Source organism: Leifsonia sp. Ger2509 (genome assembly GCF_055231915.1).
Genome location: NZ_JBUYVB010000003.1, coordinates 3,227,509 through 3,252,806 on the forward strand (window position 1 = coordinate 3,227,509; position 25,298 = coordinate 3,252,806).

24 protein-coding genes and 1 pseudogene are annotated in these 25,298 nt (G+C 67.6%); 13 read left to right on the forward strand and 12 right to left on the reverse strand.

Annotated elements, in window-relative coordinates:
* Positions 1 to 6: 6 nt before the first annotated feature.
* From ACV7NN_RS15585 to ACV7NN_RS15595, 3 genes are all read right to left on the reverse strand, one after another.
* Positions 7 to 429, reverse strand: a complete 423-nt coding sequence (locus tag ACV7NN_RS15585; RefSeq protein ID WP_463350470.1) for a hypothetical protein — start codon at positions 427 to 429, stop codon at positions 7 to 9.
* A 98-nt stretch (positions 430 to 527) separates the two neighbouring features.
* On the reverse strand, positions 528 to 842 hold the full coding sequence (locus ACV7NN_RS15590; RefSeq protein ID WP_463350471.1) for an MGMT family protein: 315 nt from the start codon (positions 840 to 842) through the stop codon (positions 528 to 530).
* A gap of 20 nt (positions 843 to 862) precedes the next feature.
* Positions 863 to 1,315: a GNAT family N-acetyltransferase gene (locus ACV7NN_RS15595; RefSeq protein WP_463350472.1), complete on the reverse strand. Its 453-nt coding sequence runs from the start codon at positions 1,313 to 1,315 to the stop codon at positions 863 to 865.
* Between the two features lie 180 nt (positions 1,316 to 1,495).
* Between ACV7NN_RS15595 and ACV7NN_RS15600 the strand changes: the two genes are divergently transcribed.
* From ACV7NN_RS15600 to nagB, 8 genes are all read left to right on the forward strand, one after another.
* Entirely contained in the window at positions 1,496 to 2,710 is a 1,215-nt protein-coding gene (locus tag ACV7NN_RS15600; RefSeq protein WP_463350473.1) for an NADP-dependent isocitrate dehydrogenase, read from the forward strand.
* Between the two features lie 169 nt (positions 2,711 to 2,879).
* Positions 2,880 to 4,070, forward strand: coding sequence for an ROK family protein (locus ACV7NN_RS15605; protein WP_463350474.1), 1,191 nt, complete (start codon positions 2,880 to 2,882; stop codon positions 4,068 to 4,070).
* A gap of 97 nt (positions 4,071 to 4,167) precedes the next feature.
* Positions 4,168 to 5,508, forward strand: a complete 1,341-nt coding sequence (locus ACV7NN_RS15610; protein ID WP_463350475.1) for an extracellular solute-binding protein — start codon at positions 4,168 to 4,170, stop codon at positions 5,506 to 5,508.
* A 95-nt stretch (positions 5,509 to 5,603) separates the two neighbouring features.
* A complete protein-coding gene (locus tag ACV7NN_RS15615; RefSeq protein ID WP_463350476.1) occupies positions 5,604 to 6,551 on the forward strand; it encodes a carbohydrate ABC transporter permease in 948 nt (315 codons plus the stop codon).
* Positions 6,548 to 7,471, forward strand: a complete 924-nt coding sequence (locus ACV7NN_RS15620) for a carbohydrate ABC transporter permease (protein ID WP_463350477.1) — start codon at positions 6,548 to 6,550, stop codon at positions 7,469 to 7,471. The genes ACV7NN_RS15615 and ACV7NN_RS15620 overlap by 4 nt, the downstream gene beginning before the upstream one ends.
* Positions 7,468 to 9,024: a beta-N-acetylhexosaminidase gene (gene nagZ, locus ACV7NN_RS15625; RefSeq protein ID WP_463350478.1), complete on the forward strand. Its 1,557-nt coding sequence runs from the start codon at positions 7,468 to 7,470 to the stop codon at positions 9,022 to 9,024. The genes ACV7NN_RS15620 and nagZ overlap by 4 nt, the downstream gene beginning before the upstream one ends.
* Positions 9,021 to 9,917, forward strand: coding sequence for an ROK family protein (locus ACV7NN_RS15630; protein ID WP_463350479.1), 897 nt, complete (start codon positions 9,021 to 9,023; stop codon positions 9,915 to 9,917). The genes nagZ and ACV7NN_RS15630 overlap by 4 nt, the downstream gene beginning before the upstream one ends.
* Positions 9,918 to 10,703 (forward strand): glucosamine-6-phosphate deaminase, encoded by a 786-nt coding sequence (nagB, locus tag ACV7NN_RS15635; protein ID WP_463350480.1) that lies wholly within the window; start codon positions 9,918 to 9,920, stop codon positions 10,701 to 10,703. It abuts the gene before it with no gap.
* Between the two features lie 72 nt (positions 10,704 to 10,775).
* On the opposite strand, the gene nagA (ACV7NN_RS15640) is transcribed toward nagB, so the two are convergent.
* Genes nagA (ACV7NN_RS15640) through purU form a run of 3 tightly spaced genes read right to left on the reverse strand, consistent with a single transcriptional unit; the run spans position 10,776 to position 13,213 of the window.
* Positions 10,776 to 11,936 (reverse strand): N-acetylglucosamine-6-phosphate deacetylase, encoded by a 1,161-nt coding sequence (nagA, locus tag ACV7NN_RS15640; protein ID WP_463350481.1) that lies wholly within the window; start codon positions 11,934 to 11,936, stop codon positions 10,776 to 10,778.
* Positions 11,933 to 12,286 (reverse strand): YrdB family protein, encoded by a 354-nt coding sequence (locus tag ACV7NN_RS15645; protein WP_463350482.1) that lies wholly within the window; start codon positions 12,284 to 12,286, stop codon positions 11,933 to 11,935. The genes nagA (ACV7NN_RS15640) and ACV7NN_RS15645 overlap by 4 nt, the downstream gene beginning before the upstream one ends.
* A gap of 54 nt (positions 12,287 to 12,340) precedes the next feature.
* Positions 12,341 to 13,213 (reverse strand): formyltetrahydrofolate deformylase, encoded by an 873-nt coding sequence (purU, locus tag ACV7NN_RS15650; RefSeq protein ID WP_463350483.1) that lies wholly within the window; start codon positions 13,211 to 13,213, stop codon positions 12,341 to 12,343.
* Between the two features lie 113 nt (positions 13,214 to 13,326).
* On the opposite strand from purU, the gene ACV7NN_RS15655 reads away from it, so the two are divergent.
* Together ACV7NN_RS15655 and ACV7NN_RS15660 are read left to right on the forward strand one after the other, a co-directional pair.
* Entirely contained in the window at positions 13,327 to 14,868 is a 1,542-nt protein-coding gene (locus ACV7NN_RS15655) for a purine-cytosine permease family protein (RefSeq protein WP_463350484.1), read from the forward strand.
* A 148-nt stretch (positions 14,869 to 15,016) separates the two neighbouring features.
* Positions 15,017 to 16,006 (forward strand): annotated as a pseudogene (locus ACV7NN_RS15660) (MFS transporter); the annotation flags it as partial.
* 146 nt (positions 16,007 to 16,152) lie between these two features.
* Here the strand turns inward: ACV7NN_RS15660 and nagA (ACV7NN_RS15665) are convergent.
* The 6 genes from nagA (ACV7NN_RS15665) to ACV7NN_RS15690 are packed head-to-tail and all read right to left on the reverse strand — an operon-like array spanning position 16,153 to position 21,854.
* Entirely contained in the window at positions 16,153 to 17,364 is a 1,212-nt protein-coding gene (gene nagA, locus ACV7NN_RS15665; protein WP_463350485.1) for an N-acetylglucosamine-6-phosphate deacetylase, read from the reverse strand.
* Positions 17,364 to 18,149, reverse strand: coding sequence for a DeoR/GlpR family DNA-binding transcription regulator (locus ACV7NN_RS15670; RefSeq protein WP_463350486.1), 786 nt, complete (start codon positions 18,147 to 18,149; stop codon positions 17,364 to 17,366). The genes nagA (ACV7NN_RS15665) and ACV7NN_RS15670 overlap by 1 nt, the downstream gene beginning before the upstream one ends.
* Positions 18,146 to 19,015 (reverse strand): class II fructose-bisphosphate aldolase, encoded by an 870-nt coding sequence (locus ACV7NN_RS15675; protein WP_463350487.1) that lies wholly within the window; start codon positions 19,013 to 19,015, stop codon positions 18,146 to 18,148. Before ACV7NN_RS15675 ends, ACV7NN_RS15670 begins: the two co-directional genes overlap by 4 nt.
* A gap of 24 nt (positions 19,016 to 19,039) precedes the next feature.
* Positions 19,040 to 19,963, reverse strand: a complete 924-nt coding sequence (locus ACV7NN_RS15680) for a 1-phosphofructokinase family hexose kinase (RefSeq protein ID WP_463350488.1) — start codon at positions 19,961 to 19,963, stop codon at positions 19,040 to 19,042.
* Positions 19,960 to 20,940, reverse strand: a complete 981-nt coding sequence (locus ACV7NN_RS15685; protein ID WP_463350489.1) for an ROK family protein — start codon at positions 20,938 to 20,940, stop codon at positions 19,960 to 19,962. Before ACV7NN_RS15685 ends, ACV7NN_RS15680 begins: the two co-directional genes overlap by 4 nt.
* Complete coding sequence (locus ACV7NN_RS15690) at positions 20,937 to 21,854, reverse strand: SIS domain-containing protein (protein ID WP_463350490.1); 918 nt, start codon at positions 21,852 to 21,854, stop codon at positions 20,937 to 20,939. Before ACV7NN_RS15690 ends, ACV7NN_RS15685 begins: the two co-directional genes overlap by 4 nt.
* 268 nt (positions 21,855 to 22,122) lie before the next feature.
* On the opposite strand from ACV7NN_RS15690, the gene ACV7NN_RS15695 reads away from it, so the two are divergent.
* Genes ACV7NN_RS15695 through ACV7NN_RS15705 form a run of 3 tightly spaced genes read left to right on the forward strand, consistent with a single transcriptional unit; the run spans position 22,123 to position 25,260 of the window.
* Positions 22,123 to 23,364, forward strand: coding sequence for an extracellular solute-binding protein (locus ACV7NN_RS15695; protein ID WP_463350491.1), 1,242 nt, complete (start codon positions 22,123 to 22,125; stop codon positions 23,362 to 23,364).
* A gap of 10 nt (positions 23,365 to 23,374) precedes the next feature.
* The gene (locus tag ACV7NN_RS15700) at positions 23,375 to 24,361 is read left to right on the forward strand and encodes a carbohydrate ABC transporter permease (protein ID WP_463350492.1); all 987 of its coding nucleotides are present in this window, start codon (positions 23,375 to 23,377) and stop codon (positions 24,359 to 24,361) included.
* Entirely contained in the window at positions 24,358 to 25,260 is a 903-nt protein-coding gene (locus ACV7NN_RS15705; RefSeq protein WP_463350493.1) for a carbohydrate ABC transporter permease, read from the forward strand. Before ACV7NN_RS15700 ends, ACV7NN_RS15705 begins: the two co-directional genes overlap by 4 nt.
* Positions 25,261 to 25,298: the final 38 nt, after the last annotated feature.

The window sequence follows — 25,298 nt, forward strand, 5'->3', positions numbered from 1 at the left end:
CGGACGTCAGGACGACTGTCCCTTCGCTGCGTACACCTGGTCGCCGAGGACGAACGCGCTCCAGCCGCCCCTGCAGGACACGGCCGTCTTCGCGGCTGTGTCGACCGGCCACCACGAGTCCTCGATCGGCGGCCTCGGAACCGCGGCGCTCGCCGTGCAGGTTCCCGGTGCGAAGTGCTTCTTCGAGGTGTAGGTCAGGATGGCGGCGGGACCGTTGGTCTGGAAGTCGACGCGGATCACCGTCGCGTCGTCGGGAAGCCAGGAGGGGGAGCCGAACCCCGACGTCGCAGCAGGTGTGAAATCGCTCTTCGCGGCGAAGATGTCGCTCGACACGTTGGGGGAGAGCGACTGGAGTGCTGCGCATCCGCCGAGGGATGCGACGAGCAGCGCGCCCGCAACGGATGCGCTGGCGATCCTGGCTGGTTTCACTGAGGCTCCTGAAAGGTCGGTACTCCAGTCTCGTGGCCGCGGCTGCGGGGAACATCAGCCTGCGGTATCGATCTTCCCAACCTACGGGATGACATCGGTCACGGGCTCCAGCGCGCGACACGGAGGTCGACACGGTATGGCGCGCCCGAACCGACCCCGAGCAGGGGCGTCGACTCGGCGCGGTAGTACTCGAGTGCGATGTGCTCGTGGCCGACCGGGGGATGCCCGCTCGCCCGGATGACCCGCCACCACGGCACGTCTGCTCCGTAGTAGGCCATCACCTGACCGACCACCCGTGCCGCGCGCGATCCGAGGGCCGCGGCGACGTCGCCGTAGGTCATCACCCGGCCGGGCGGGATGCTGTCGACGATCGAGAGCACGTGCTCGGCGAAGGACTCGTCGGGTTGTGCCATCGCCGGGCGACCGTGACCCGTCAGAGGTCGAGCGCGCCGATGGTCTCGCCGTACTGCGTCTCGCCGATCGGCTTGAAACCGCTGCGCACGAAGAACGCCTCCGGGCCGAGCTCGCCCTGCTCCCAGATCACGAAGAGCCGCTCCTTGCCCCGGGCGCGCGCCTCGTCGGCCAGGGCCTGAACGGCGAAGGTGCCGATCCCGCGGCCCTGGTCGTCGGCGTCGACGTTGATGCGCCAGAGGATGGAGGTGAACTCCTCGTGCTCGGCGTTGGGGTCGAAACTGCCCATGACGAACCCGACGACCTCGTCGCCGTCGCTCACCACACGCTGCCAGGTCGTCGCCGGGTCGTTCACCGCGGCCGCGGCCGAGTATGAGACAGGAGTAATGAACTGCTCCTGACCGGGCTTCAGGCTCAATGCGTTGGCCGCGACGATGTTCGACGCACTCAGCTCTTCAAGTCTTAACTCAGCCATATCGAAAGGGTAACGTGCGCGGCCGATCCCGGCATAGTCGGCAGTTCCGCTGACAGCGGATGCATTCCTCCCTCAGGGCGAACGCCTATCTCGCCGGTGATTTGTCTCGACGTCAAGATAGTTGCTCGGCTCGGGTAAGCTGTTCGTGGCCAAAACACGGCACAGACTTGAGGAGACCCATTGGCAAAGATCAAGGTTGAAGGCACCGTCGTCGAACTCGACGGCGACGAGATGACGCGCATCATCTGGCAGGCCATCAAAGATTCGCTCATCCACCCGTACCTCGACGTGAACCTCGAGTACTACGACCTCTCGATCCAGAAGCGCGACGAGACCGACGACCAGATCACGATCGACGCGGCACACGCCATCCAGAGGCACGGCGTCGGCGTGAAATGCGCAACCATCACGCCCGATGAGGCGCGTGTCGAGGAGTTCGGCCTGAAGAAGATGTGGAAGAGCCCGAACGGGACCATCCGCAACATCCTCGGCGGCGTGGTGTTCCGCGAGCCGATCATCATCTCGAACATCCCGCGCCTGGTCCCGGGCTGGAACAAGCCGATCGTCATCGGCCGTCACGCGTTCGGCGACCAGTACCGTGCCACCGACTTCACCTTCGACGGCCCAGGCACGCTCTCGATCAGCTTCCAGCCGTCCGACGGCGGAGAAGCGAAGTCGTTCGAGGTGTATCAGGCTCCGGGCGCCGGCGTGGCGCTCGCCATGTACAACCAGGACGCGTCGATCCGCGATTTCGCGCGGGCGTCGTTCAATTACGGTCTCGACCGCAACTACCCCGTCTACCTGTCCACCAAGAACACGATCCTCAAGGCCTACGACGGCCGCTTCAAGGACCTGTTCCAGGAGGTCTTCGACGCCGAGTACGCTGCGAAGTTCGCGGACGCGGGACTCACCTACGAGCACCGCCTCATCGATGACATGGTCGCCTCCAGCCTCAAGTGGGAGGGCGGCTACGTCTGGGCCTGCAAGAACTACGACGGCGATGTGCAGTCGGACACCGTAGCGCAGGGCTTCGGCTCGCTGGGCCTGATGACCAGCGTTCTGACCACGCCGGACGGAAAGGTCGTCGAGGCCGAGGCTGCGCACGGCACCGTGACGCGCCACTACCGCCAGCACCAGGCGGGCAAGCCGACGTCGACGAACCCGATCGCGTCGATCTACGCGTGGACGCGTGGGCTCGCTCACCGCGGACAGCTCGACGGCAACCAGGACCTGATCGACTTCACGCACACCCTCGAAGACGTCGTGATCACGACCGTCGAGTCCGGCAAGATGACGAAGGACCTCGCCCTGCTCGTCGGACCGGAGCAGCCGTACCAGACGACCGAGGAGTTCCTCGCGTCGCTGGCTGAGAACTTGAAGGCGCGCCTGGGCTAGTCCTCCACGAGCCCGGCGATCGAGCCCGGGGAAAGTCCGCTGATTCTCGCGAATCCCGCGGACTTTCCCCGGGCTCGATGCGTGTGCGGATGTTACGGATTGGTAAAACTCAGTGAAAGTGGCGAGGAAGAGCTTGCGAATAGTTTGTTCGTAAGCTTTACTAACAAACATGACCGCATCGGAGCGAGGGACCGCACTGGAGTCCCCCCACGCGCAACCGGCCACCGGCATGGCGCCGGGCCGGGCGTTGCGTCCCAAGGTCAAGGTCCTGCCGGAGCACGCCAGGAGCCACAATCGGTCACTGGTACTCCAGACGCTGTACCGCGCCGGCGAGCGAAGCCGGGCGGACATCGCCCGCGAGACCGGCCTCACACGCGTGACGATATCCGACCTCGTTGCGGAACTCCTGAACGAGGGCCTCGTCGTCGAACTGGGCCAGCGCGAGTCCGCCCGCCCGGGCAAGCCGGCCGTGCTGCTCGACATCAACCGCAGCGCCTACCAGATCATCGGCATCGACCTCAGCGAGCACACCACCTTCCGGGGCGCAGTGCTCGACCTGGACGGCGAGATCCTGGAACGCGCCGAGGTCCCGCTGGCCGGGAGCACCGGTGCCGAGGCCACCGCGAAGGTGGTCGCGCTCACCGAAAGCCTCGTCGCGCTGGCGACCGCCCCCATCCTCGGCATCGGTGTGGGATCGCCCGGTGTCGTGGACCTCTCCGGCACGGTGCTCACCGCGGCCAACCTCGGCTGGGTCGACGAACGCCTGCAGGACACGCTGCACGCCAGCACCGGGCTTCCGGTGGTCGTGGCCAACGACGCCAACGTCGCAGTCCTCGCCGAGCACGGCTACGGCGACGCCGCCGGCGACATGATGCTCGTGACGATCGGTCACGGTGTCGGCGCGGGGCTCCTGGTGGCAGGAGCACTCGTCTATGGAAGCCGCTTCGCCGCGGGCGAGATCGGCCAGGTCATGGTGGGCACCGACCTCGGACTCGAAGTCACCTACAACCGCGACCAGGTCCTCGAACACTGGCTGGCCGTACCGCTGCTGGAGCAGCGCATCCGCGAAGCCGAAGCCGCAGGCGGCTCGGCCGGACCCGTTCTCCGGGAGGCGGGGCAGCGCCTCGGCATCGCCCTCGCACCCGTCGTCGGCGCTCTCAATCTCTCCGAGATCGTGTTGAGCGGACCGACCGAACTGCTTGATGGACCGCTCGCACAGGCGACCATCGAAACGCTCCGCAACAGGACGATGGCCGAATTCCACGGCAATCTCAGGCTGCGGATGACCACGCAGGGGCAGGACATCGTCCTGCGCGGCGCGGCCGTTCTCGTCCTCTCAGGACAACTCGGGGTCTCGTAACACAGCAACGCCCAGAAATCGGAACACAGCCAGGACCGACCCCTAGCACCAGCGATGTTGCAAACGCACACATCGACCACCCAAGAAAGGAAAAGCAATGAAGAGAAAGCTCGTTGGCCTCGCCGCTGTGGCAACAGCTTCCGCTCTCGTGCTCGTAGGATGCTCCGCCGCTCCCGGAGGCGCACCGAGCACGGACGGCAAGGGCAAGACGGTCACCCTGTGGCTCGTCGGAAGCGACACCCCGGACCCTCTCCGTAACTACCTGAAGGACGAGTTCAAGAAGGAGACCGGCGCCACCCTCAAGATCGAGCAGCAGGACTGGAGCGACATCGTCACCAAGCTGACCACGTCGCTGCCCGACGCCAACAACACGCCTGACGTGACCGAGATGGGCAACACGCAGTCCCCGACGTTCACCAACGTCGGTGCGTTCCTCGACGTCTCCGACATGTACAAGGACCTGGGTGGATCCGACCTGCTGCAGTCGTTCGTCGACGCCGGCAAGGTCGACGGCAAGAACTACACGCTGCCGTACTACTTCGGTTCGCGCTACGCGTTCTACCGCAAGGACGTCTGGGCCGCTGCGGGCGTGACGGTTCCCACCACGCTCGACGAGTTCAACCAGGACGTCGCCACCATCGCGCAGAAGAACCCGAAGGCCATCAAGGACTTCTCGGGCTTCTACCTCGGTGGCCAGGACTGGCGCGACGGCATCTCCTGGATCTTCGCCAACGGCGGTGACATCGCGACCGAGAAGAACGGCAAATGGACCGCCACGCTCGAGTCCGACAAGTCGCTCAAGGGTCTCCAGCAGCTGCAGGACCTGTACAAGAACGCATCCAAGGCTCCGAACGACGCCAAGGACAGCAACCAGTACGTCTACCTGAACGACACCGACGTGTCCACTAACGCTGACAACAGCACCACGCCCACGTCGCTCTCGGCTGCCACGATCATGGCTCCGGGCTGGGCGCACTGGTCCATCGGTGACGCATCCACGAAGGACGGCAAGACCGTTCGCACGTGGAACGACAACACCTTCGGAACCTTCGTGCTCCCGGGCAACGACGGCAAGCCGGCCCCGGTCTTCGCCGGTGGCTCGAACATCGGTATCTCGGCCAAGAGCAAGAACCCTGGCCTGTCCAAGACCCTCCTGAAGATCATCTTCTCGAAGGCCTACCAGGAGATGCTCGGCAAGAACGGCCTCGGACCGGCGAACAGCAAGTACGTCGACTCCCTCGGGACCGACCAGTTCGCGAAGGCTCTCATCGAGTCCTCCTCGAACTCGAAGCTGACCCCCGCCGCTCCCGGTTGGGCAGCCGTCGAAGCCGGCAACGTGATGGAGGAGTTCTTCTCCAAGATCCGTGACGCGTCCGACCTCAAGGCCCTGGCCCAGGAGTACGACGCGAAGATCACCCCGATGCTGAACAAGAAGTAGTCGTTCCGCATCGACCCCCTCAGTAGGTTTGGGAGCGCGGACCCCCGCGCTCCCAAACCCTGAACACCCCCGAAACACCTGGAAGGAGGACAGACGTGACAACCACACAGAACGCCGTGACCGGCAAGGTCGCACGGCCGCAGGCGAAGCCGCCGCGTCGTAAGCGCAGCCTCACCGCATACTGGCTGCTGGTCCCCTCCGTCGCGATCCTCGTGCTCGCCCTCGGCTACCCGCTCGTGTGGCAGCTCGTCACCTCGACTCAGAGCTTCGGCCTGGCCCAGCAGTTCGGCCGGCCCGCCCCCTTCGTCTGGTTCCAGAACTACATCACCCTGTTCTCGGACCCCTATACCTGGACCGTCGTCGCCCGATCCATCGCGTTCTGCCTGGTCACCGCATCCGTCACCGTCGTCATCGGTATGGGGATGGCGCTCTTGATGAACGCCGTCAACCGGGTCGTGCGCATCATCATCCAGATCAGCCTGCTGCTCGCCTGGGCGATGCCCGTCGTCGCGGCGATGACCGTCTGGAACTGGCTGTTCGACTGGCGCCGCGGCGTCGTCAACTGGCTGCTCACTGCCGCCGGCTTCGACTACACCAACCACAACTGGCTCCAGGACCCGCTGTCCTTCTTCTTCGTCGCGATGATCATCATCGTCTGGATGAGCGTGCCGTTCGTCGCCTTCTCCGTCTTCGCCGGCCTGACGCAGGTCTCGAGCGAGGTGCTGGAGGCCGCCCAGATGGACGGGGCGCGCGGATTCCAGCGCCTGCGGTTCATCATCCTTCCCATGATCCGGCCGGTGCTCGGCATCGTCATGCTGCTGCAGATCATCTGGGACCTGCGGGTGTTCACCCAGATCAAGCTGCTGCAGGACAAGGGCTCGATCGCCAGTGAGACCAATCTGCTCGGAACGTACATCTATCAGCTCGGCGTCGGCTCGAGCGACTTCGCGATGGCGAGCGCCGTCTCGATCTTCGTGCTCGCGCTGACCATCGCCCTCAGCTGGTTCTACGTGCGGAACATGCTCAAGGAGGACCAGTCATGACATCAGCGACGGTCGAGGCGAAGCCCGAGACCTTGGAAGCTGGTAGCCAGCACGCCGCCGCGCGCAAAGCGCGCAGCGGCTCGCGCCGCTTCAAGCCATCGAAGGTGCTCCTCGGCATCCTGGGCGTCGTCATCTCGCTGATCTGGATCTTCCCGGTCTACTGGATGGTGAACTCCTCGCTGCTGTCCAACGTCGTGCTGCAGAACACGACACCGCAGTTCCTCCCGTTCGGCGGCAACTTCGACAACTTCACTGCCGTGTTCCAGGGCGGGACGTTCTTGCCCGCGCTGGGGATGAGCCTCGCGATCGCGCTCATCACCGTCGTCTTCTGTCTCCTCTTCGCCTTCCTCGCGGCGCTCGCGATCAGCCGGTTCAAATTCCGCGGGCGCACGGGTTTCGTGCTCGCGGTGCTCCTGATCCAGATGCTGCCAGCGGAGGGCATGTTCATCGCCCAGTACAAGCTGATGAGCAACCTGAATCTCCTGAACACGGTCGTCGGCGTCAGCATCCTGTACATCGCCGCCGTGGTCCCGTTCACGATCTGGATGCTGCGCGGCTTCGTCGCGGGGATCCCCGCAGACCTCGAAGAGGCGGCCATGGTCGACGGTCTCAGCCGCACGCAGGCGTTCATGCGGATCACCTTCCCGCTCCTCGCGCCCGGTCTGGTCGCCTCCGGCGTGTACGCCTTCCTCCAGGCGTGGAACGAGTTCACGGTCGCCCTGGTCATCCTCCCGGACAACGCCAGCCAGACCCTTCCGCTGTGGCTGCGCGGGTTCATCCAGCAGAGTTCGAGTCACGCCATCGACTGGGGCCAGGTCATGGCCGCGTCGACCCTCGTCGCCGTGCCGGTCATCATCTTCTTCCTGTTCGTGCAGGGCCGGATGACCAGCGGGCTCGTCAGCGGGGCGGTGAAGGGGTGAGCGGGCCGACCGTCGCCGAACTGCTCCAGACCCCAGATTCTCCTGAACGAACGGACCGCCTCCGCCGGCAGGTGGCGGCGACGCTTCTGCCCGGCTTCGTCGGCACCACGCTTCCGGACTGGCTGGCCGAGCGTCTCCGCAAGGGACTGGGCGGTGTCTGCATCTTCGGACCGAACATCATCTCGCGGGCGCAGCTGCGAGAACTGACGGATTCGATCTACGCGGCCAACCCCGACGCGATCATCGCGATCGACGAGGAAGGGGGAGACGTCACCCGCCTCTACTACGACACGGGGTCACCCTATCCGGGCAACGCTGTACTGGGTCGCCTGGGCGACCTGTCGTACACCGAGTTCGTCGGCCGCCTCGTCGGCTGGGAACTCCGTCTCGCGGGCTGCAACCTGAATTTCGCTCCGGATGTGGACATCAACTCGAACGCGGACAATCCCGTCATCGGCGTGCGTAGCTTCGGCTCATCCCCGGAGATCGTCGCCGAGCACAGCGCGGCCTGGACGCGCGGCCTGCAGTCGGCGGGGATCGCGGTGAGCGCGAAGCACTTCCCCGGGCACGGGGACACGGCACAGGACTCCCACCTCGCACTCCCGGTCGTCGACGTGAGCATCGACGAACTGCGCGAACGCGAACTGAAGCCGTTCGCTGCTGTGATCGCTGCAGGCGCCCGGACCGTCATGACCTCGCACATCCTCCTGCCGCAGATCGACCCGGACAACCCGGCCACGTTGAGCGCCGCGGTCCTCCAGGGCCTCCTGCGCGACGAGCTCGGCTTCGACGGCGTGATCGTCAGCGACGCGCTCGACATGAAGGGCGCGAGCGGCGATCTCGGCATCCCCGAGGCGGCGGTGCGCGCGCTGGCGGCCGGCTGCGACCTGCTGTGCATCGGGACGGAGAACACGGATGCACAGCTCGCGGACATCGAGACGCGCATCCTCGAGGCGATCGTCGCCGGTCGTCTCGATCCTGCCCGCGTGAGCGAAGCATCCGGTCGGGTCCTCGGCCTGGCGGGGGAGCTGGCGGCCGACCGCGCGGAGATCACAATCCCGGAATACGTGACGGCCGAGGACGAACCCCAGCTGGAGCTCGCCCGTGCCATCGCCGCATTCGACGTATCGGATCGCGCCAGGCAGTGGGTCGAGAGCCACACCGGCCCGTGCTCGGTCGTGCGCATCGACACCATCGCGAACATCGCCGTCGGAATCGCGCCGTGGGGGCCGTTCGCGGAACTCGTCGCCCACCCCGACTCGTCCGCGGCCCAGGCGTTCTCGGCGAACCCCGTCGTCGTGTTCACCGAGGGCGACGACCCCGATCTCGTGCTCGCCGCGCAGTCGCCCGTCCTCGTGATCGGCAAGGACAACCATCGCCACGCGTTCGCCCGCGAAGCGATCGACCGGTTGCGCGCCGAACGCGACGCGGTCCTCGTTGTCGACATGGGCTGGCCCTCCGACGACCGGACCTATGCCGACATCGCGACCTTCGGCGCATCCCGCCTGGTCGGCCGGGCACTCATGCACTACCTGGCCGGATCAGGGTCGTGAGACTCGGGATAGACATCGGTGGGACGAAGACGGATGCGGTCGCCATCGATGAGGGCGGCCTGCTGACCGAGCGCGTCCGTCTCGCCACCGGGTTCGGGTCGATCGCGGTCGTCGAGACCGCGGTGAACGCCGTGGCACGGATCGCGGAGCTCACCGGGCTCAGCGCGGGCGGGTTCGACTCGATCGGCATCGGCATCCCCGGTCTCGTCGACAGCGCATCCGGGCGGGTCCGGCACGCGGTTAACCTCGGGTTCGACGGTCTGGAGCTCGGGGGTGAGCTGGCCGGCCGGCTCGGGGTCGGCGTGCGCGTGGAGAACGATGTGAAGGCCGCAGCCCTCGGCGCGTATCACCTGATGGGCCTCACCGGGTCGATGGCGTACCTCAACCTCGGCACCGGACTGGCTGCGGGCATCGTCGTCGACGGTCGGCTGTGGCGCGGGGCACGGGGCATCGCGGGGGAGATCGGGCACATCCCCGTCGACCCGAACGGAGTGGTCTGCGCGTGCGGGCAGCGCGGTTGCCTCGAGACCGTAGCGTCCGGATCGGGCGTCGCCCGGCAGTGGCGCACCGACGATCCCCTTCCCGTTCGCGCACTGTTCACAGCGGCGGCCGAGGGCGACCCCGAAGCGAAGGCCATCAAGGCTAGGCTTGCGTCAGGCATCGCATCCGCGGTGCGGGTCCTGGTGCTCACGGCCGACGTCGAGTCTGTCGTCATCGGGGGCGGCCTCAGCCACCTCGGCGATCGCCTCCTCTCCGATGTGCACGACGTTCTCGAGGCGTGGGGTGGATCGTCGCCGTTCCTGGCGTCGCTCGAACTCCCCGACCGGGTGCGCCTGGTCCCGGAAGGCTTTCCGGCTGCCGCCGTCGGCGCGGCCCTGGTGGGAGTGGTGTGAGTGGCTGAAGTCGTCGTCGTCGAAGACCAGGATGCGGCCGGCGAACTCGCCGCGCAGAGCATCCTCCGGCTCATCCGTTCGACCCCCGACGCTGTGCTCGGTCTGGCGACCGGCTCGACCCCGCTCGCTCTGTACCGCGCGCTCGCGACGTCGGTGGCCGCTGAAGGAGTCGACGTCTCGCAGGTGCGCGGGTTCGCCCTCGACGAGTACGTCGGGCTGCCGGCCGGGCATCCCGAGAGCTACCGCTCGGTGATCACACGCGAAGTGGTGGAGCCGCTCGGTCTCGACCCGCAGCGCATCCACGTCCCGAACGGTTCGCTCGACGGCATCGAGCACGCCGGAGCGGACTACGAGAAGGCGATCGTCGCCGCAGGCGGGGTCGACGTGCAGATCCTCGGGATCGGCACAGACGGGCACATCGGCTTCAACGAGCCCGGCTCGTCGTTCGCCTCCCTGACCCGGGTGAAGACCCTGACGGAGCAGACCCGGCGCGACAACGCGCGGTTCTTTCCGTCCGAAGCGGATGTGCCCGTGCACTGCATCACCCAAGGACTCGGGACGATCCTGCGGGCCCGTCACCTCATCCTGCTCGCCTTCGGCGCCGGCAAGGCGGATGCGGTGGCCGGCGCGGTCGAGGGCCCGGTCTCCACGAGCAACCCGGGCTCGGCCATCCAGCTGCACCCGCACACCACCGTGCTGATCGACGCCGCCGCCGCGTCGGGCCTGCGCAACCTCGACTACTACCGCTACGCGTGGCTGAACAAACCCGCCTGGCAGCACCTCTGACAGGCGCCGTCGAGCACAGGGAAACCGGGCTTCTGCTGGCGCGATGAGCCCGGTTTTCCTGTGCTCGACGGACTAGAGCGGGGCGCCTGCGCCCCAGACGCGGCGGACCGTCCACTCGTGGTCGAGGATGACGGCGTCGGCGGCGTAGCCGGTGTGCAGGCGCCCGAGCCGGTGCTCGAGACCGAGGGCGCGGGCGGGGGTGAGCGTGAGGGCCTCGACGGCGACGCGCGGATCGAGCCCGACCATGGTGACCGCATTGCGGAGCGCCACGTCGAGGGTGAGTGTGGAACCCGCGATCGTGGAGGTGCCGGAGAGCACTGCGAGCCCGTGGTCGACGGTGACGTTCAGCGAGCCCAGGCGGTAATTGCCGTCCATTGCGCCGGCGGCCGGCATCGCATCGGTGATGAGGGCGACCCGGCCGGGTGCGGCAGTGAAGACGAGGTCGGCGACGCGCGGATGCACGTGCAGCCCGTCGAGGATCAGTTCGAGCATGACGCTCTCGTCCTCGAAGGCGGCGATGATCGGCCCCGGCTGGCGGTGATGGATGCCGTTCATGGCATTGAAGGTGTGGGTGAGGATGCGCGCCCCGACTTCGAAGGCGCGCTTGGCCTGCTCGTAGTCGGCCGCGGTGTGGCCGATCGAGACCACCACTCCGGCTTCGAGCAGCACACCGATCGATTCGAGCGCGTTGGGGAGTTCGGGTGCGATCGTGAACTGACGCAGTGTGCCGCGTGCCGCGCCGACGAGCTCTTCGAGCATCTCGGGGCCCGGGTCCCGGAGGAAGGCCGCGTCGTGGGCTCCGCGCCGTTCGACGGCCAGGAACGGTCCTTCGAGGTGCGAGCCGAGCACGAGGGGATCGACGGCGGTGAGGTCGGCGACGATGGACAGGCTCTCGCGCAGCTGGGCGAGCGGATTGGCGACATGGCTCACCAGCGAGCGGGTCGTTCCATGCGCACGGTGGGCGGCGAGGCCTTCGAGCATCTCCTCCGGGCCGTCGTCGAACGGGTGTCCTCCGCCACCGTGGCAGTGCAGGTCGATGAAGCCGGGCGTCAGCCAGTGGCCGCCCGCGTCGACGACGTCTGCGCCATCGACGTAGGGGCGCCAGCCGGTGCCCTTGCCGGTGAGGGCGATCGCATCGCCCTCGGTGAGCATCCAGAAGTCGTCGACGAGACCGTCGGCGTCGAGTTTGCGCGCACTGTGGATCAGCTGCGGCCGGATGCTCTCAGGACTCATCGGAACTCCTTACGGCCGTTGATGACCCCGCTCACGGTCGCGATCACAGCGAAGACGACGGCGACGATGGGTTGGCCGAGCCCCAGCCACGCGAGGGCGGCACTGGCCATGACGACGATCTCGACGACAGCACGTCCGAACGGGTCGATCGCGAAGACGGCCTTCGGCGACCGGAAGAGCGCCCACAGCACCATGGCGACCAGCGGCGCGAGGATTCCGACGACGATGTTCCACGGCAGGGGCCACGCGACGAAGCCCCAGAACGCGAGCGAGAACACAGCGAACAGCTCGAGCAGGAACCTCAGGACGTCGTTGGGGCCGATCTTCACTTCAGGGCGCACGTCAGTCACGCGCCAATTCTACGGCGAGCATGCCGATTCCCATCCGAGCATGGAGGGGGAAGGTCAGCGGAAGATGATCGTGCGCGCTCCGTCGAGGAGCACCCGAGCCTCCGCGAACCATTTGACGGCCTGCGTGAGCGTGCGGCTCTCCTCGTCCTGGCCGATCGCGACGAGCTCCGCGACGCTGCGCGAGTGGTCGACACGCACGACGTTCTGCTCGATGATCGGTCCCTCGTCGAGGTCGCTGGTGACGAAGTGCGCCGTCGCGCCGATGAGCTTGACACCGCGGGCGTGCGCCTGGCGGTACGGGTTCGCACCCTTGAAACCGGGCAGGAACGAGTGGTGGATGTTGATCGCCCGTCCGGTGAGCTTCTCGCAGAGCTCCGGGGACAGGATCTGCATGTACCGGGCGAGGACGACGAGTTCGATGTCGTGCTCCTCGACCGCCTCGAGGACCCGTGCCTCGAACGCGTCCTTGCCCGCGGCATCCGTCACCGGGAGGGACTCGAAGGGTGTGCCGTAGAACCCCGCGAGGTCGCGGAGGGTGCCGTGGTTCGACAGCACCAGCGGGATCTCCACCGGGAGCTGGCCGGCGCGCTGCCGGAAGAGCAGGTCGTTGAGGCAGTGCGCGGCGGTCGAGACGAGGACCAGGGTGCGCAGGGGGCGGCCGACGTTGTCGAGCCGGGCGACCATCCCGTAGCTGTCGATGACCGGGTCGAGCGCCCGCTCGAATTCCGCCCTCGTCGCATCCGATTCCACCTGAAGCCGCATGAAGAACCGGCCGGTGTCGAGGCTCGCGAACTGCTGGCTCTCGGTGATGTTGCCGCGCGCAGCGACGATCGCACCGCTGATCGCGTGCACGATGCCGGGGCGATCAGCGCAGATCAGCGTCAGCACCCAGTGGTTGGGCAGCGTGGAGGAGGTCGCAGAGCTCACCCGCTCAGGGTACCGGCTTTGGGCCTCGCCCTCGATCCGGGGCGCGGGCGGCAATATGATCGCGTTCATCGGGACTTCTGTGGGTCCCGGCGCGTGGGAGAGGTGATGCGATCATGACCGCACTGGACGAGGACCGCCCCGATGTGGCCGGGGCTGCGGCCCAGAGCTTCGGCGTCGAGCTGAACGGGCTCAATACGATCCACGAGAGCGAGCGCAGGGGGCGGCCCCGCGACCTGTTCTGGCCGTGGTTCGGCGCGAACGTGTCGGTGTTCGGTCTCAGCTACGGATCGTTCCTGCTCGGCTTCGGCATCTCCTTCTGGCAGGCGACGATCGTCGGTGTGGTGGGCATCGTCATCTCCTTCCTGCTCTGCGGATTCATCGCGCTGGCGGGCAAACGGGGATCGGCGCCGACGATGGTGCTCAGCCGCGCGGTGTTCGGCGTGAACGGCAACCGGCTCGTGTCCGCGCTGTCCTGGCTCCTCACTGTCGGCTGGGAGACAGTGCTGACGGCGCTCGCCGTGCTGGCCACCGCTACCGTGTTCACGCAGCTGGGCTGGGAAGGCGGAGTGGCGACCAAGGTCGTCGCGCTCATCGTCGTCGCGGCGCTGATCATCGCGGGCGGCGTGATCGGTTTCACGCTGATCATGCGCATGCAGATGGTGATCACGATCGTGACCGGCGTGCTGACCGTGGTCTACATCATCCTGGTCCTGGGGCACATCGACCTCGGCGCCGTCGCCGCGCTTCCGGCAGGGACCACGCCCCAGGTCATCGGGGGCTTCGTGTTCATGCTGACCGGATTCGGACTGGGCTGGGTGAATGCGGCGGCGGACTATTCGCGCTATCTGCCGCGCACGGCGAAGAGTTCAGGCGTCGTCGGCTGGACGACGTTCGGCTCGTCGCTGGCCCCGGTCATCCTGCTCATCTTCGGAATCCTGCTGGCCGGATCGTCGGAGAAGCTGAGCACCGCAATCGGCAGGGACCCCATCGGTGCGCTCGCGTCCATCCTGCCGATCTGGTTCCTGGTCCCGTTCGTCATCGTGGCGGTGCTCGGCCTCGTCGGCGGCGCCGTGCTCGACATCTACTCGTCCGGGCTCGCGCTGCTGAGCACGGGCGTGCGCGTGCCCCGGTTCGTCGCGGCGGGAATCGACGGTATCCTGATGACGCTCGGCGCGATCTACGTCGTGTTCTTCGCCAGCGACTTCATCGGCCCGTTCCAGGGCTTCCTCATCACCCTCGGCGTGCCGATCGCCGCGTGGTGCGGCGCCTTCATCGCCGACATCAGCCTGCGCCGCCGCGACTACGCGGAGAAGGAGTTGTACGACAGCCGTGGCCGGTACGGCAGCGTGCGGTGGCTGCCGATCTCGCTCATCGTCCTCGGCACCGCGATCGGATGGGGACTGGTGACCAACACGTACGCGAGCTGGCTGGGGTGGCAGGGATACCTGCTCGGGCCGCTCGGCCTGGGCGGCAAGGAGGGCGACTGGGCCTTCGCCAACCTCGGCGTGCTGGTCGCGCTGGTCATCGGGTACCTGGGGGTCGTGATCTTCGGGCGTCGCGCCATCCGCCGGCAGGAGGAACTGCCGACGGCGACCGATCCCGGCTCGATCGCCGCGGCTCAGAACTCGACGGCGACGGCGCCCGACGGAGCATGAACGTTGCGCATCCGCTAAACTAGGCGATGGTCGGCGGTTCCCGTTCGGCCCTGGGCGCGCACATCGGCGCGCAGTCGACCCGCATCGGCGATCTGCAATCGGCAGCGCCGCATCGTGCGGGGAACGCCATTCGTGAGCCAGTAACGTCATGTCTGTCACCCAGAGAACACCGTCCAGAATTACCACACCCTTTCCCTGGGTAGGTCTCATCGTGCTCGCCGGGGCCGTCTTCCTGTCGGTCACCAGCGAGATGATGCCCACCGGGCTGCTCCCCGATATGAGCCAGTCGCTCGGCGTGTCCGAGGCCCAGATCGGGCTCCTCGTGACGGTCTTCGCGTTCACCGTCGTGCTCACGAGCACGCCGCTGACCGCTCTCACCCGCAAGCTGCCGCGGCACGGGATGATCGTCGGGATCATCCTGGTGCTCGCCGTCAGCAACGCCCTCACGGCGATCGCGCCGAACTACGGATTCGTCGTCGGGTCGCGCGTGCTCGGCGGTGTCGCGCACGGCATGTTCTGGGCGATCGTCGGAGCCTACGCCGGCCACCTCGTGCCTAAGGACCAGATCGGGCGCGCCGTCTCGATCACGCTCGGGGGTGGGACCCTCGCATTCGTCTTCGGCGTCCCCCTGGGGACTTTCGCGGGGCACGCGTTCGGCTGGCGGCTGTCGTTCGGCATCCTCGCCGGTCTCATGGTGGTGGGTGCGCTGCTGGTCTGGAAGTTCCTTCCCGCCGTCGAGCGTGACGATGCGCCGCCGAAACGGGAGCGGGGTGCGCCACGGCGACCGCGCGACCGGACGGTTCCCGCTGTCGTCATGGTGTGCGCGATCGCCGCCGTCACGATGATCGGCCACTACAGCTTCTACACGTTCGTGGTGCCGTTCATGACCGAGGTGATGGGCGTGCCCGCCGGCAACGTGAGCGCCCTGCTCTTCGCCTACGGCATCGCGGGCGCGGTGGGCCTGGTGCTCGCGGGCTCCGTCCTCGGCCCCCACCCCCAGGCCGGGCTCGTCATCGCCATCGTCGTGACGGCCGTGTCGGTCTCCGTGCTCTCGGTGTTCGCCGGACAGCCGATCGTCGCGATCGGCGCGTTCGTGCTCTGGGGTCTGGCATTCGGGACCCTGCCGCCGCTGCTCCAGACCCGCCTGCTGCACACGTCATCCGCGTCCTTCCGCGACACCGCGAGCGCCCTCTACACGACGGCGTTCAACATCGGTATCGGCGGCGGCGCCCTGGTCGGGGCATGGATCTTCGATCTCGGCGGCGTGACGGAGTTGCCGCTCGTCTACGTCGGCATCCTGGTCGTGTCGTTCGTGCTCGTGCTGGTCGTCGGGCGGATGACCCGCCCATCCGCCCACACCGCGAGCACACCGAAGGTGTCGTCGAGCAGCACCGCGTCCGCCGCGTAGCCGGCAGCGAGCCGGCCGAGGTCGTCGCCGCGCCCGACGGCCCGCGCGGGAGTCTCGGTCAGCGCGCGCACAGCCTCGCCCACCGGGATCCCGACCTCGAGGACCGCACGGCGCAGCGCGTCGTCGAGCGTGAGTGTGGAGCCGGCGATCGAGTCGCCGACGGTTAGTCGGGCCACGCCGTCTCGTACAGTGACGGCGAGCGAGCCGAGCACGTAGTCGCCGTCGCCCGATCCGGCCGCGGCCATCGCATCCGAGATCAGCGCGACGCGACCCGGCGCCCCGGCGAACGCCAGGCGAACGACCTCGGGATGCACGTGGATGCCGTCGTTGATGATCTCGATCGTGACCCCCGGCGTGCGCGTCGCAGCGGCGACAGGCCCCGGGGCGCGGTGGTGGATGCCGTCCATGCCGTTGAAGGCATGGGTCAGGATGCTCGCCCCGGCGTCGAACGCCGCCAGCGTCTGGGCGTAGTCCGCGCCGGTGTGCCCGACGGCGACGGCGGTGCCGGCCGCGGTGAACCGGCGGACCGCATCCATTCCGCCGTCGAGCTCGGGCGCGAGGGTGATCTGACGTAGCGTGCCGTCGGCGGCGGTGAGGAGCCGGTCGACCGATCCGGGCTCGGCGGGCACGAGCAGGGCGGGGTCGTGGGCGCCCTTGTGCGCATGATCGAGGAAAGGACCCTCCAGGTGGCTGCCTAGCACGAGCGGGTTCGTGCGCGCGATGGAAGCGACGGCCTCGAGCTCGCGTTCGAGGCTGGCCAGTGGCGCGGTCACGAGGGAGAGCACGAAGCGGGTGGTGCCGTGAGCACTGTGCATCGCCATGGCCGCGCTGATCGCGTCGGCGCCGTCGTCGAACGAGACCCCGGCGCCCCCGTGGTTGTGGATGTCGACGAACCCGGGGGTCAGCCAGGCGCCCCGCGCATCCACGACCTTCGTACGCGAGGGTGCGGCGGCGATGGCATCGCGCCACGTACCGCCCGAGCCCGTCGCGGCGATCCGCGAGCCGTCGAAGAGCACCCAGCCGTCGTCGACGACGATTCCGGCGCTCACGACGCGCGCGGAATGGATGAGTGTCGCGAGGCCGCCCATCAGGCGACGATGACTTCGATGCCGTGCTCGGCGAAGGCCGCGCGCTGTTCGTCGGTGATGCCGCTGTCGGTGATGAGCGTGTTCAGCACCCGCGGCCCGCTGAGCGTGGCGAAGGCCGTCCGGCCGATCTTGCTCGAGTCCGCGACGATCACGGCGCGGGTCGCACGCCTCGCCATCAGCGAGTTGACGCTCGCCTCGCCCTCGTCGTGAACGGTGGCGCCGACGATGGGATCGATGCCGTTCACGCCGATGAACGCGATGTCCATCGTGATCTTCTCGAGGACCACGTCGCTGTAAGGACCGACGAGCTCGTAGGACCTGGCGTGCACGACTCCGCCGGTGACGACCGTCTTGATCTGGGGGCGCATGACGAGCTGGGCGGCGATGTTGATCGCGTTGGTGACGACGGTCAGGTTCGGATGCGGCGAGGGCTCCATCAGGTCGGCGCGCGATCCGAGGACGCTCGCCACGGCCGTGCTGGTCGTCCCCCCGCACAGCCCGACGACCGCGCCGCGCGGCACGAGTGCACTCGCCGCCTGCGCGATCCGCAGCTTCTCCGGTGCGTGCTGTTCGCGCTTGTAGCGGATGGGGAGGTCGTAGGCGACCGACTGGCCGATCGCGCCGCCGCGGGTCCGGGTGAGGAGCTGCTGGCTGGCGAGGGTGTCGAGGTCGCGCCGCGCGGTCGCTGCGGACACGTCGAGCTTGGTGATGATGTCGTCCACCTCGACCTGGCCGGTCTCGGCGAGAAGATCGAGCACAGCGTTCAGCCGCTCGGCCCTGTTCATACGGGGACTCCCTCGGGTGCTCCGGCGCGGGGTCCGGAAGAGAACACAGTGATCAGGCGTGCCGCTTCGGCAGCCAGCGCCTCGCGGCCCGCGCCGAGGTACGTGCGCGAGTCGACCACCTCGGGATGCGCGGCCAGGTAAGCGCGAACCGCGTTGGTGAAGAATCCGTTGAGGTGGGTGGAGACGTTGATCTTGGTCATGCCGGCGCGGATCGCCTCGACGATCGTCTCATCCGCGACCCCGGACGACCCGTGCAACACGAGGGGAACGTGGACCGCGGCGTGGATGCGGGCGACGAGGTCGAGGTCGATCGCGGCCGTCCGCTCCACCATCGCGTGCGACGAGCCGACCGCGACGGCGAGAGCGTCGACCCCGGTCTCCTCGACGAATCGTCGCGCCTCGCGCGGGTCGGTGCGCACGCCGGGAGAATGCGCGCCGTTCTTGCCGCCGATGGCACCCAGCTCGGCCTCGACGAAGACGTCGTTCGCGTGGGCGTACTCGACGACCCGGATGGTCGCTTCGACGTTCCGTTCGTAGTCGAGAACCGACCCGTCGAACATGACCGAGCCGAAGCCGAGGTCGACGGCCTGCCGGGCGAGGTCCTCGTCGTCGGCGTGATCGAGGTGGACGGCCACGTGCGCCGACGAGGCGTGGGCGGCGGCCAGGACAGCGCGTGCGATCGGCTCCAGCCCCCCGTGGTAGGTGACGCAGTTCTGCGAGATCTGGAGGACGACCGGCGCACCGGCCTGCTCGGCAGCTCTGACGAGCGCCTCCGCCGTCTCGAGGTGGATGACGTTGAACGCGCCGATGCCTGTCCGCCTTGCTGCGGCGGTGAGGACGATCTCCTTGGTCGGAACGAGTGGCATGGGACTCCTGGGATGGCGTTCGGGTCAGGCGGGGGAGACGACGACCCTGCGCCGCAACTCGTCGTAGCCCGGGTCGAGTTCGCCGGCGATGGGGGCGAGCACGGCGGCGGCCGACCAAGCGACGGCGCGGGAGAGGATGGCAGAAGGATCGTGTTCGCCTTCGACCAGGCATGCCGCCATCGCGGCGACCGCGGCATCGCCAGCGCCGGTCGCGTTCCCCCGGAGCGGCGTGTCGAGCCGGGCGAGGACGGGCCGAGACGGGTCGGAGGCGCTGAGGGCCAGCATCCCCTTCTCGCCGAGCGAGACGAAGACGAGGCCGGCGCCGAGGCCGATCAGCTGGGCAGCACCGTCGAGCGGATCGCTCTCACCGGTGGTCTCGGCGAGCTCGCGCCGGTTCGGCTTCAGCACGTTCGCCCCCGCACGGGCCGCGAGCACGAGGCCCGGTCCGGTCGTGTCGACGATGCTCGGGATGCCGCGGTCGCGTGCAATGGCGACCAGGGATGCGAAGAAACCTTCGGGCGCGTCAGCGGGCAGGCTCCCAGAGGCCACCAGGCACTGGGCGGGGATGCTCAGGCGGTCCGCCGCCTCACCGAGGTGCTCCCACTCCTCGACGGTCAGCGGATGCCCCGCCTCGTTGAGCATGGTGGCGTGCGATTCGGTCTCGTCGACGATCGCGATGCTGGTGCGTGTCTCCGCCGCGACAGGCACGAGTTCGTGAAGGAGGCCGCTGGCGAGGAGGTCGGCGGCGAGACGTGATCCGTTCACCCCGCCCGCCGTCGCGAGTGCGAGGGCGTGGCCGCCGGTCTGTGCGATGACGCGGGCGACGTTGATGCCCTTGCCGCCTGCGCGGGTCACCGGCGCCTCGACGCGATGGCTCTCGCCAGGCTCCAGCGAGCGGACCCGATAGGTCACGTCGAGTGCCGGGTTGGGTGTGACGGTCAGGATCATCCGGCCAGCTCCCTCGCTGCGATCACGTCGCGCGCCCGAAGAGCCGCGCCGATGACACCCGCGTCCTCGCCGATGCTCGCCCGGAGCAACTGCGGGCGCCGGTGGAAGGTCAGGATGGCGTCGAGGCGCTCGGCGAGCGGTTCGAAGAGCACGGGACCCGCCTGCGACAGCCCTCCGCCGATCACGATGGCTTCGGGCGCGAGCAGCGCGACGGTGTGCGAGAGGTCGAGGGCCAGCGCGTCGAGGGCGGTCTCCCAGACCCAGGCCGCATCCGCGTCGCCGTTCTGTGCCCGCTCGATCACTTCTTTCGCACCGGTGAGGTCGGCCCCGGTGCGTGCGTTGTAGCGACGCGCGATCGCGCCGGCGGATGCCACAGCTTCGAGGCATCCGTTGCCCCCGCACGCGCACGCCGGACCATCGGCGACCCGGGAATGGCCCATCTCCCCTGCGAGGCCCCCGCCGATATGGAGCGCGCCGCCGATGAAGAGCGCCCCGGCGATCCCGGTGCCGATCACCATGACGACGACGTCGGAGAAGGGAGCCGCGGCGCCGAGCCGGTGTTCGGCCTCTCCCGCGCCGCGGACGTCGTGGCTGAACGACACCGGGATGCCGATCAACGCTTCGAGCCGGTCACGGAACGGCACGTCGCGCCAGTGCAGGTTCTCAGAGAAGATTCCGACGCCGGCCTCGTCGTCGACGTGCCCGGGGACGAGGAGCCCCGCCGCTAGCGGGACGACGTCGGGATGCGCAGCGCCGAAGCGCGCGGCGACGTCCGCGAGCGTGGTGACCACGGCGTCCGCGGTCTGTTCGCCGTCATGCGGCGTGGGGATGCGCTCCAAAGCGCGGATGACCCCTTCGCCGTCGATGAGAGCGGCCTTCATGTCCGTGCCCCCGACATCGAAGGCGAGCACAGCGCTGCCGGACCCGAGCGCGACACCGCTCGTCCTCACTGCTGGGGGCGACGACGGATCGGTCACGAGTCGAGTATGACGGAGCGGGTGAGGTTGCGGGGCGCGTCGGGGTCGAGTCCGAACGATCGAGCACGCTCGAGGGCCACGCGCTGGGCGCGGATCAGGTCGGCCATGCCGTCGATCGTCCGGTGCTCGAAGTGGGCGCCGGTCTCGGCGACGTCGTCGAGGAGGCCCGTCGGTGCGTCCCCGAACATCCAGGTGACGCGCCCGGGCGCTGCGATGGCGATCGGTCCGTGGCGGTATTCCTTCGCCGGGTAGGACTCGGTCCACGACTGGCTCGCTTCACGCATCTTGAGCGCTGCCTCGTGGGCCAGGCCGACGGTCCAGCCTGCCCCGAGGAACGAGTACTGGTCGGCGGTGAGGAGCAGTTCGTCCAGATCGGCGGAGACGGCGTAGGCCGCATCGACGATCGCCGCGTCGAGGTTCTCGCCGAGGGATGCGCGCAGCAGAGCGAGGGCGGTGGTGGCGAAGCGGGTCTGCACGACGGAGGCCTCGTCGGCGAAGGGGAGCGCGATGACGTCGTCGACCAGGTCGACGAGGGGAGTGTCCGGGGTTCCCAGGATGCCCACCGTGCGCGTCGGGCCCTGCACGCCGTCGAGGAGTTCGAGCACCTCGGTGGTGGTGCCTGAGCGGGTGATCGCGACGATCGCGTCGTAGCCGCGGTCGACGAAGGCCTCGGATGCGGCGAAAGCGTCGGTGATCCCCTGGCCGGACGACTCGCGCAGCACGGCGTAGGACTGCGCCATGAACCAGGACGTGCCGCAGCCGACGACGGCGATCCGCTCGCCGCGGGCCGGAAGGAGGGACTGCTCAGCGCGCAGGTCCGCGGCGCGCGCCCAGGTGTCGGGCTGCGAGGAGAGCTCTGCCTCCATGTGGATTCCCGGCGTGGTCTCCCCGGCGGGGTGCCGTGCTTCGGTCATGACGTCTGAGGTTCCCTTCGCGCGTGCCGTTTCACAATGATTGCAAATGATCGTTAGGTCTGTCTAGTAATCATGTTACGTCGCTCAAGCGGAGGTGGAAGCTGAATCGAGCCGCGTTCTATTAACGCTGGGTAACGAATCCGGGGGTAGACCTTGACCTTCCGGCTAATGAAGGCTTGAATCTGATCACTGAATGAATGAACATGATCGTTTGATCTCTGAATTGTTCATAAATCATCACCGCTTGCATTCGAGAGTGAGGAAGTCAATGAAGAAGTCTCTGCGACTGGGAGCAATCATCGCCACGGCGACGGTCGCGACCCTGACGCTGGCGTCCTGCGGATTCGGGGGCGGCTCAAGCTCCTCGTCCGGCGACGCGAAAACGCTCAACCTGATGGTCGCCAGCTACTCCGACGGCACCAAGGCGGAGTGGCAGCAGATCATCAAGGATTTCGAGGCCAAGAACAAGGACATCAAGGTCAGCCTTGATGTGCAGTCGTGGACCGCGATCAACGATGTGATTAAGACCAAGATCCAGGCGGGCAAGCAGCCCGACATCCTGAACATCGACTCGTTCGCCGGATTCGCCTCCGACAAGCTGCTCTACCCGGCCAAGGACATCGTCTCGGCGAAGACCCTCGACGACTTCCAGCCTTCGTTCGTGAAGAACGCGAGCATCGACGGAACGCAGTGGGGCCTGCCGTTCATCGCATCCGCCCGCGCCCTGTTCTACAACAAGGACATCTTCCAGAAAGCCGGCATCTCCGCACCGCCGACGACGTGGGCGGACCTCGAGGCCGACGCGGCGAAGATCAAGGCTGCGGGCAGCATCGGCTATGGCATGCCGCTCGGCAGTGAAGAGGCGCAGGCCGAGACCGCCATCTGGTTCTACGGAGCGGGCGGCGGATACGGCGACTCCAAGACGCTGACCATCGACTCGCCGGAGAACGTCACCGGCGCGACGGAGATGCAGAAGCTGATCAACGCCGGGGTCACCGAGCCGAACGCCGGCTCGACCGACCGTACGCCGCTGCTCAATGTGTTCATCCAGGGCAAGATCGGCATGCAGGTCGGCCTCCCGCCGACCGTCGGGCAGATCAAGGACAAGAACGCGAGCCTCAACTACGGGATCGCCCCGATCCCGACGAAGGACGGCTCCCCGTTCACGCTCGGTGTCGCCGACCACCTGATGGCCTTCAAGAACAAGACGGACAAGACCGCGTCGATCAAGAAGTTCCTCGACTACTTCTACACCGCTCCGGTCTACACGAAGTGGGTCAGCACGGAGGGCTTCCTTCCGACGACGAAGTCCGGCGCGACGGAGATGGCCTCGAACGCGACCATCAAGCCGTTCCTCGACCTGCTCCCCAACGCGCAGTTCTACCCGTCGACCAACCCCAACTGGACGGCGGCCCAGGGCGCGCTCCAGAGCCAGATCGGCCAGCTCGCCCAGGGCGCCAAGCCCGCGGACCTGCTGAAGGCGATCCAGGCGAAGGCCGTCGGGCAGTAGAACCGGACAGATGAGCCAGTCCATCGATGCACCATCGACCCCGGCGGGGGCGGCCACGACAGGCCGCCCCCGCCGCGGGGCGGACGGCGCGAAGCCGCGCCCGCCCGGCCGGTCGACCGCCGGCGCCTCCGACCTGTGGCACGCCGTGCCCTGGACGGTGCCGGCGCTCATCCTGATCTTCGGCGTGGTGCTCTTCCCCGCCGGCTACATGATCTACAACTCCACCCGCAAGATCTCGGTCGCCGGCGTCGACCACGGCTCCGTCGGCCTGCAGAACTATGTCACGGTCCTCAGCAGGCCGGAGCTGCCGCAGATCCTCCTCAACACACTCGTGTGGGTGGTCGTCGTCGTAGCGCTGACCGTCGTCATCTCCCTGGCGCTCGCGCAGTTCCTCAACAAGAACTTCCCCGGCCGCCAGTGGGTGCGCATGGCGATCCTCATCCCGTGGGCGGCCAGCGTCGTGATGACCACGACGGTCTTCGTCTACGGGCTCGACCCGTACTACGGCATCATCAACAAGTTCCTGGTCGACATCCACGTGCTGAACGCACCGTTCGGATTCACCCAGCAGCCGCTGCCGGCGTTCCTTTCGTCGATCTGCATCGCGGTGTTCGTGTCGCTGCCGTTCACCACCTACACGATCCTCGCCGGCCTCGCCGGCATCCCCGGGGACATGCTCGAGGCGGCGAAGATGGATGGAGCAGGCGCCACACGCACCTACTTCGGTGTGATCCTCCCCAACCTGCGCAACGCGATCGCGCTCGCCAGCCTGATCAACATCATCAACGTGTTCAACTCGCTGCCGATCCTGAAGCTGATGACCGGGTCGATCCCCGGCTACAAGGCCGACACCACCACGACCTACGTGTTCAAGCTCCTGCAGGGCGAGCAGCGGATCGACCTGTCGAGCGCGCTCAGCGTGATCAACTTCGCCATCGTGCTCGTGATCGTCGCGCTCTACCTGTGGATCGTCAAGCCGATGAAGGATGTGAAATGACAGCCCCCGCCCCCGCCATGGTCGCCGGGGAACCGCGCACAGCGGCCCCGCGCCGGCGCTCGAGCGAGCGACGCTTCTCCGGCCGCATCGTCGGCCGGATGATCGCGGGCCTCGTGATCGCCCTCGTGTTCATCGCGCCGTACCTGATCATGCTGGTCGGGTCGTTCAAGAGCCGGTTCAATATCCTGGCCGTCCCGCCGACCTACCTGCCGACGACCTGGCATCCGGAGAACTACATCACGATGTGGTCGACGCCGGAGACGCCGCTGCCCCAGAACCTGATCTCCACGATCGTGATCTCCGTGTTCGCGACCGTGCTGGTGCTCGTGGTCTGCGTGCCGGCGGCGTACTACACGGCCCGGTTCAGATTCCCCGGCCGCGGCATCTTCCTCTTCCTGGTGATCGTCACGCAGATGCTGCAGCCGACGGTGCTGGCGACAGGTCTCTTCAAGGAGATGGTGTCGATCGGCATCGCAGACACCTGGCTCGCGATGATCCTCGTCAACGCGGCGTTCAACCTCGCCTTCGCGATCTGGATCATGCACAACTTCTTCGCGGGCGTCCCCGTGGAGATCGACGAGGCGGCGCAGCTCGACGGGGCGGGCAAATGGACCGTGCTCTTCCGGGTGCAGCTGCCGCTGGTCTGGCCGGGCATCGTCACCGCGATCATCTACACGTTCGTGGCCTCCTGGAACGAGTTCGCGGCGAGCCTGGTCATCCTGTCGACGGATGCGAACCAGCCGCTGTCGGTCGCGCTCACCAAGTTCGTCGGCCAGTACGACGCCGCGTGGCAGTACGTCTTCGCGGTCTCGATCGTCGCGGTGATCCCGGTGGTCGTGCTGTTCATGCTGATCGAGAAGCGCCTCGTCGGCGGCCTCACCGCCGGCAGCGTGAAGTAGCCCACCACCCGCACGGTCGAGCACAGGAAAAAGCACCC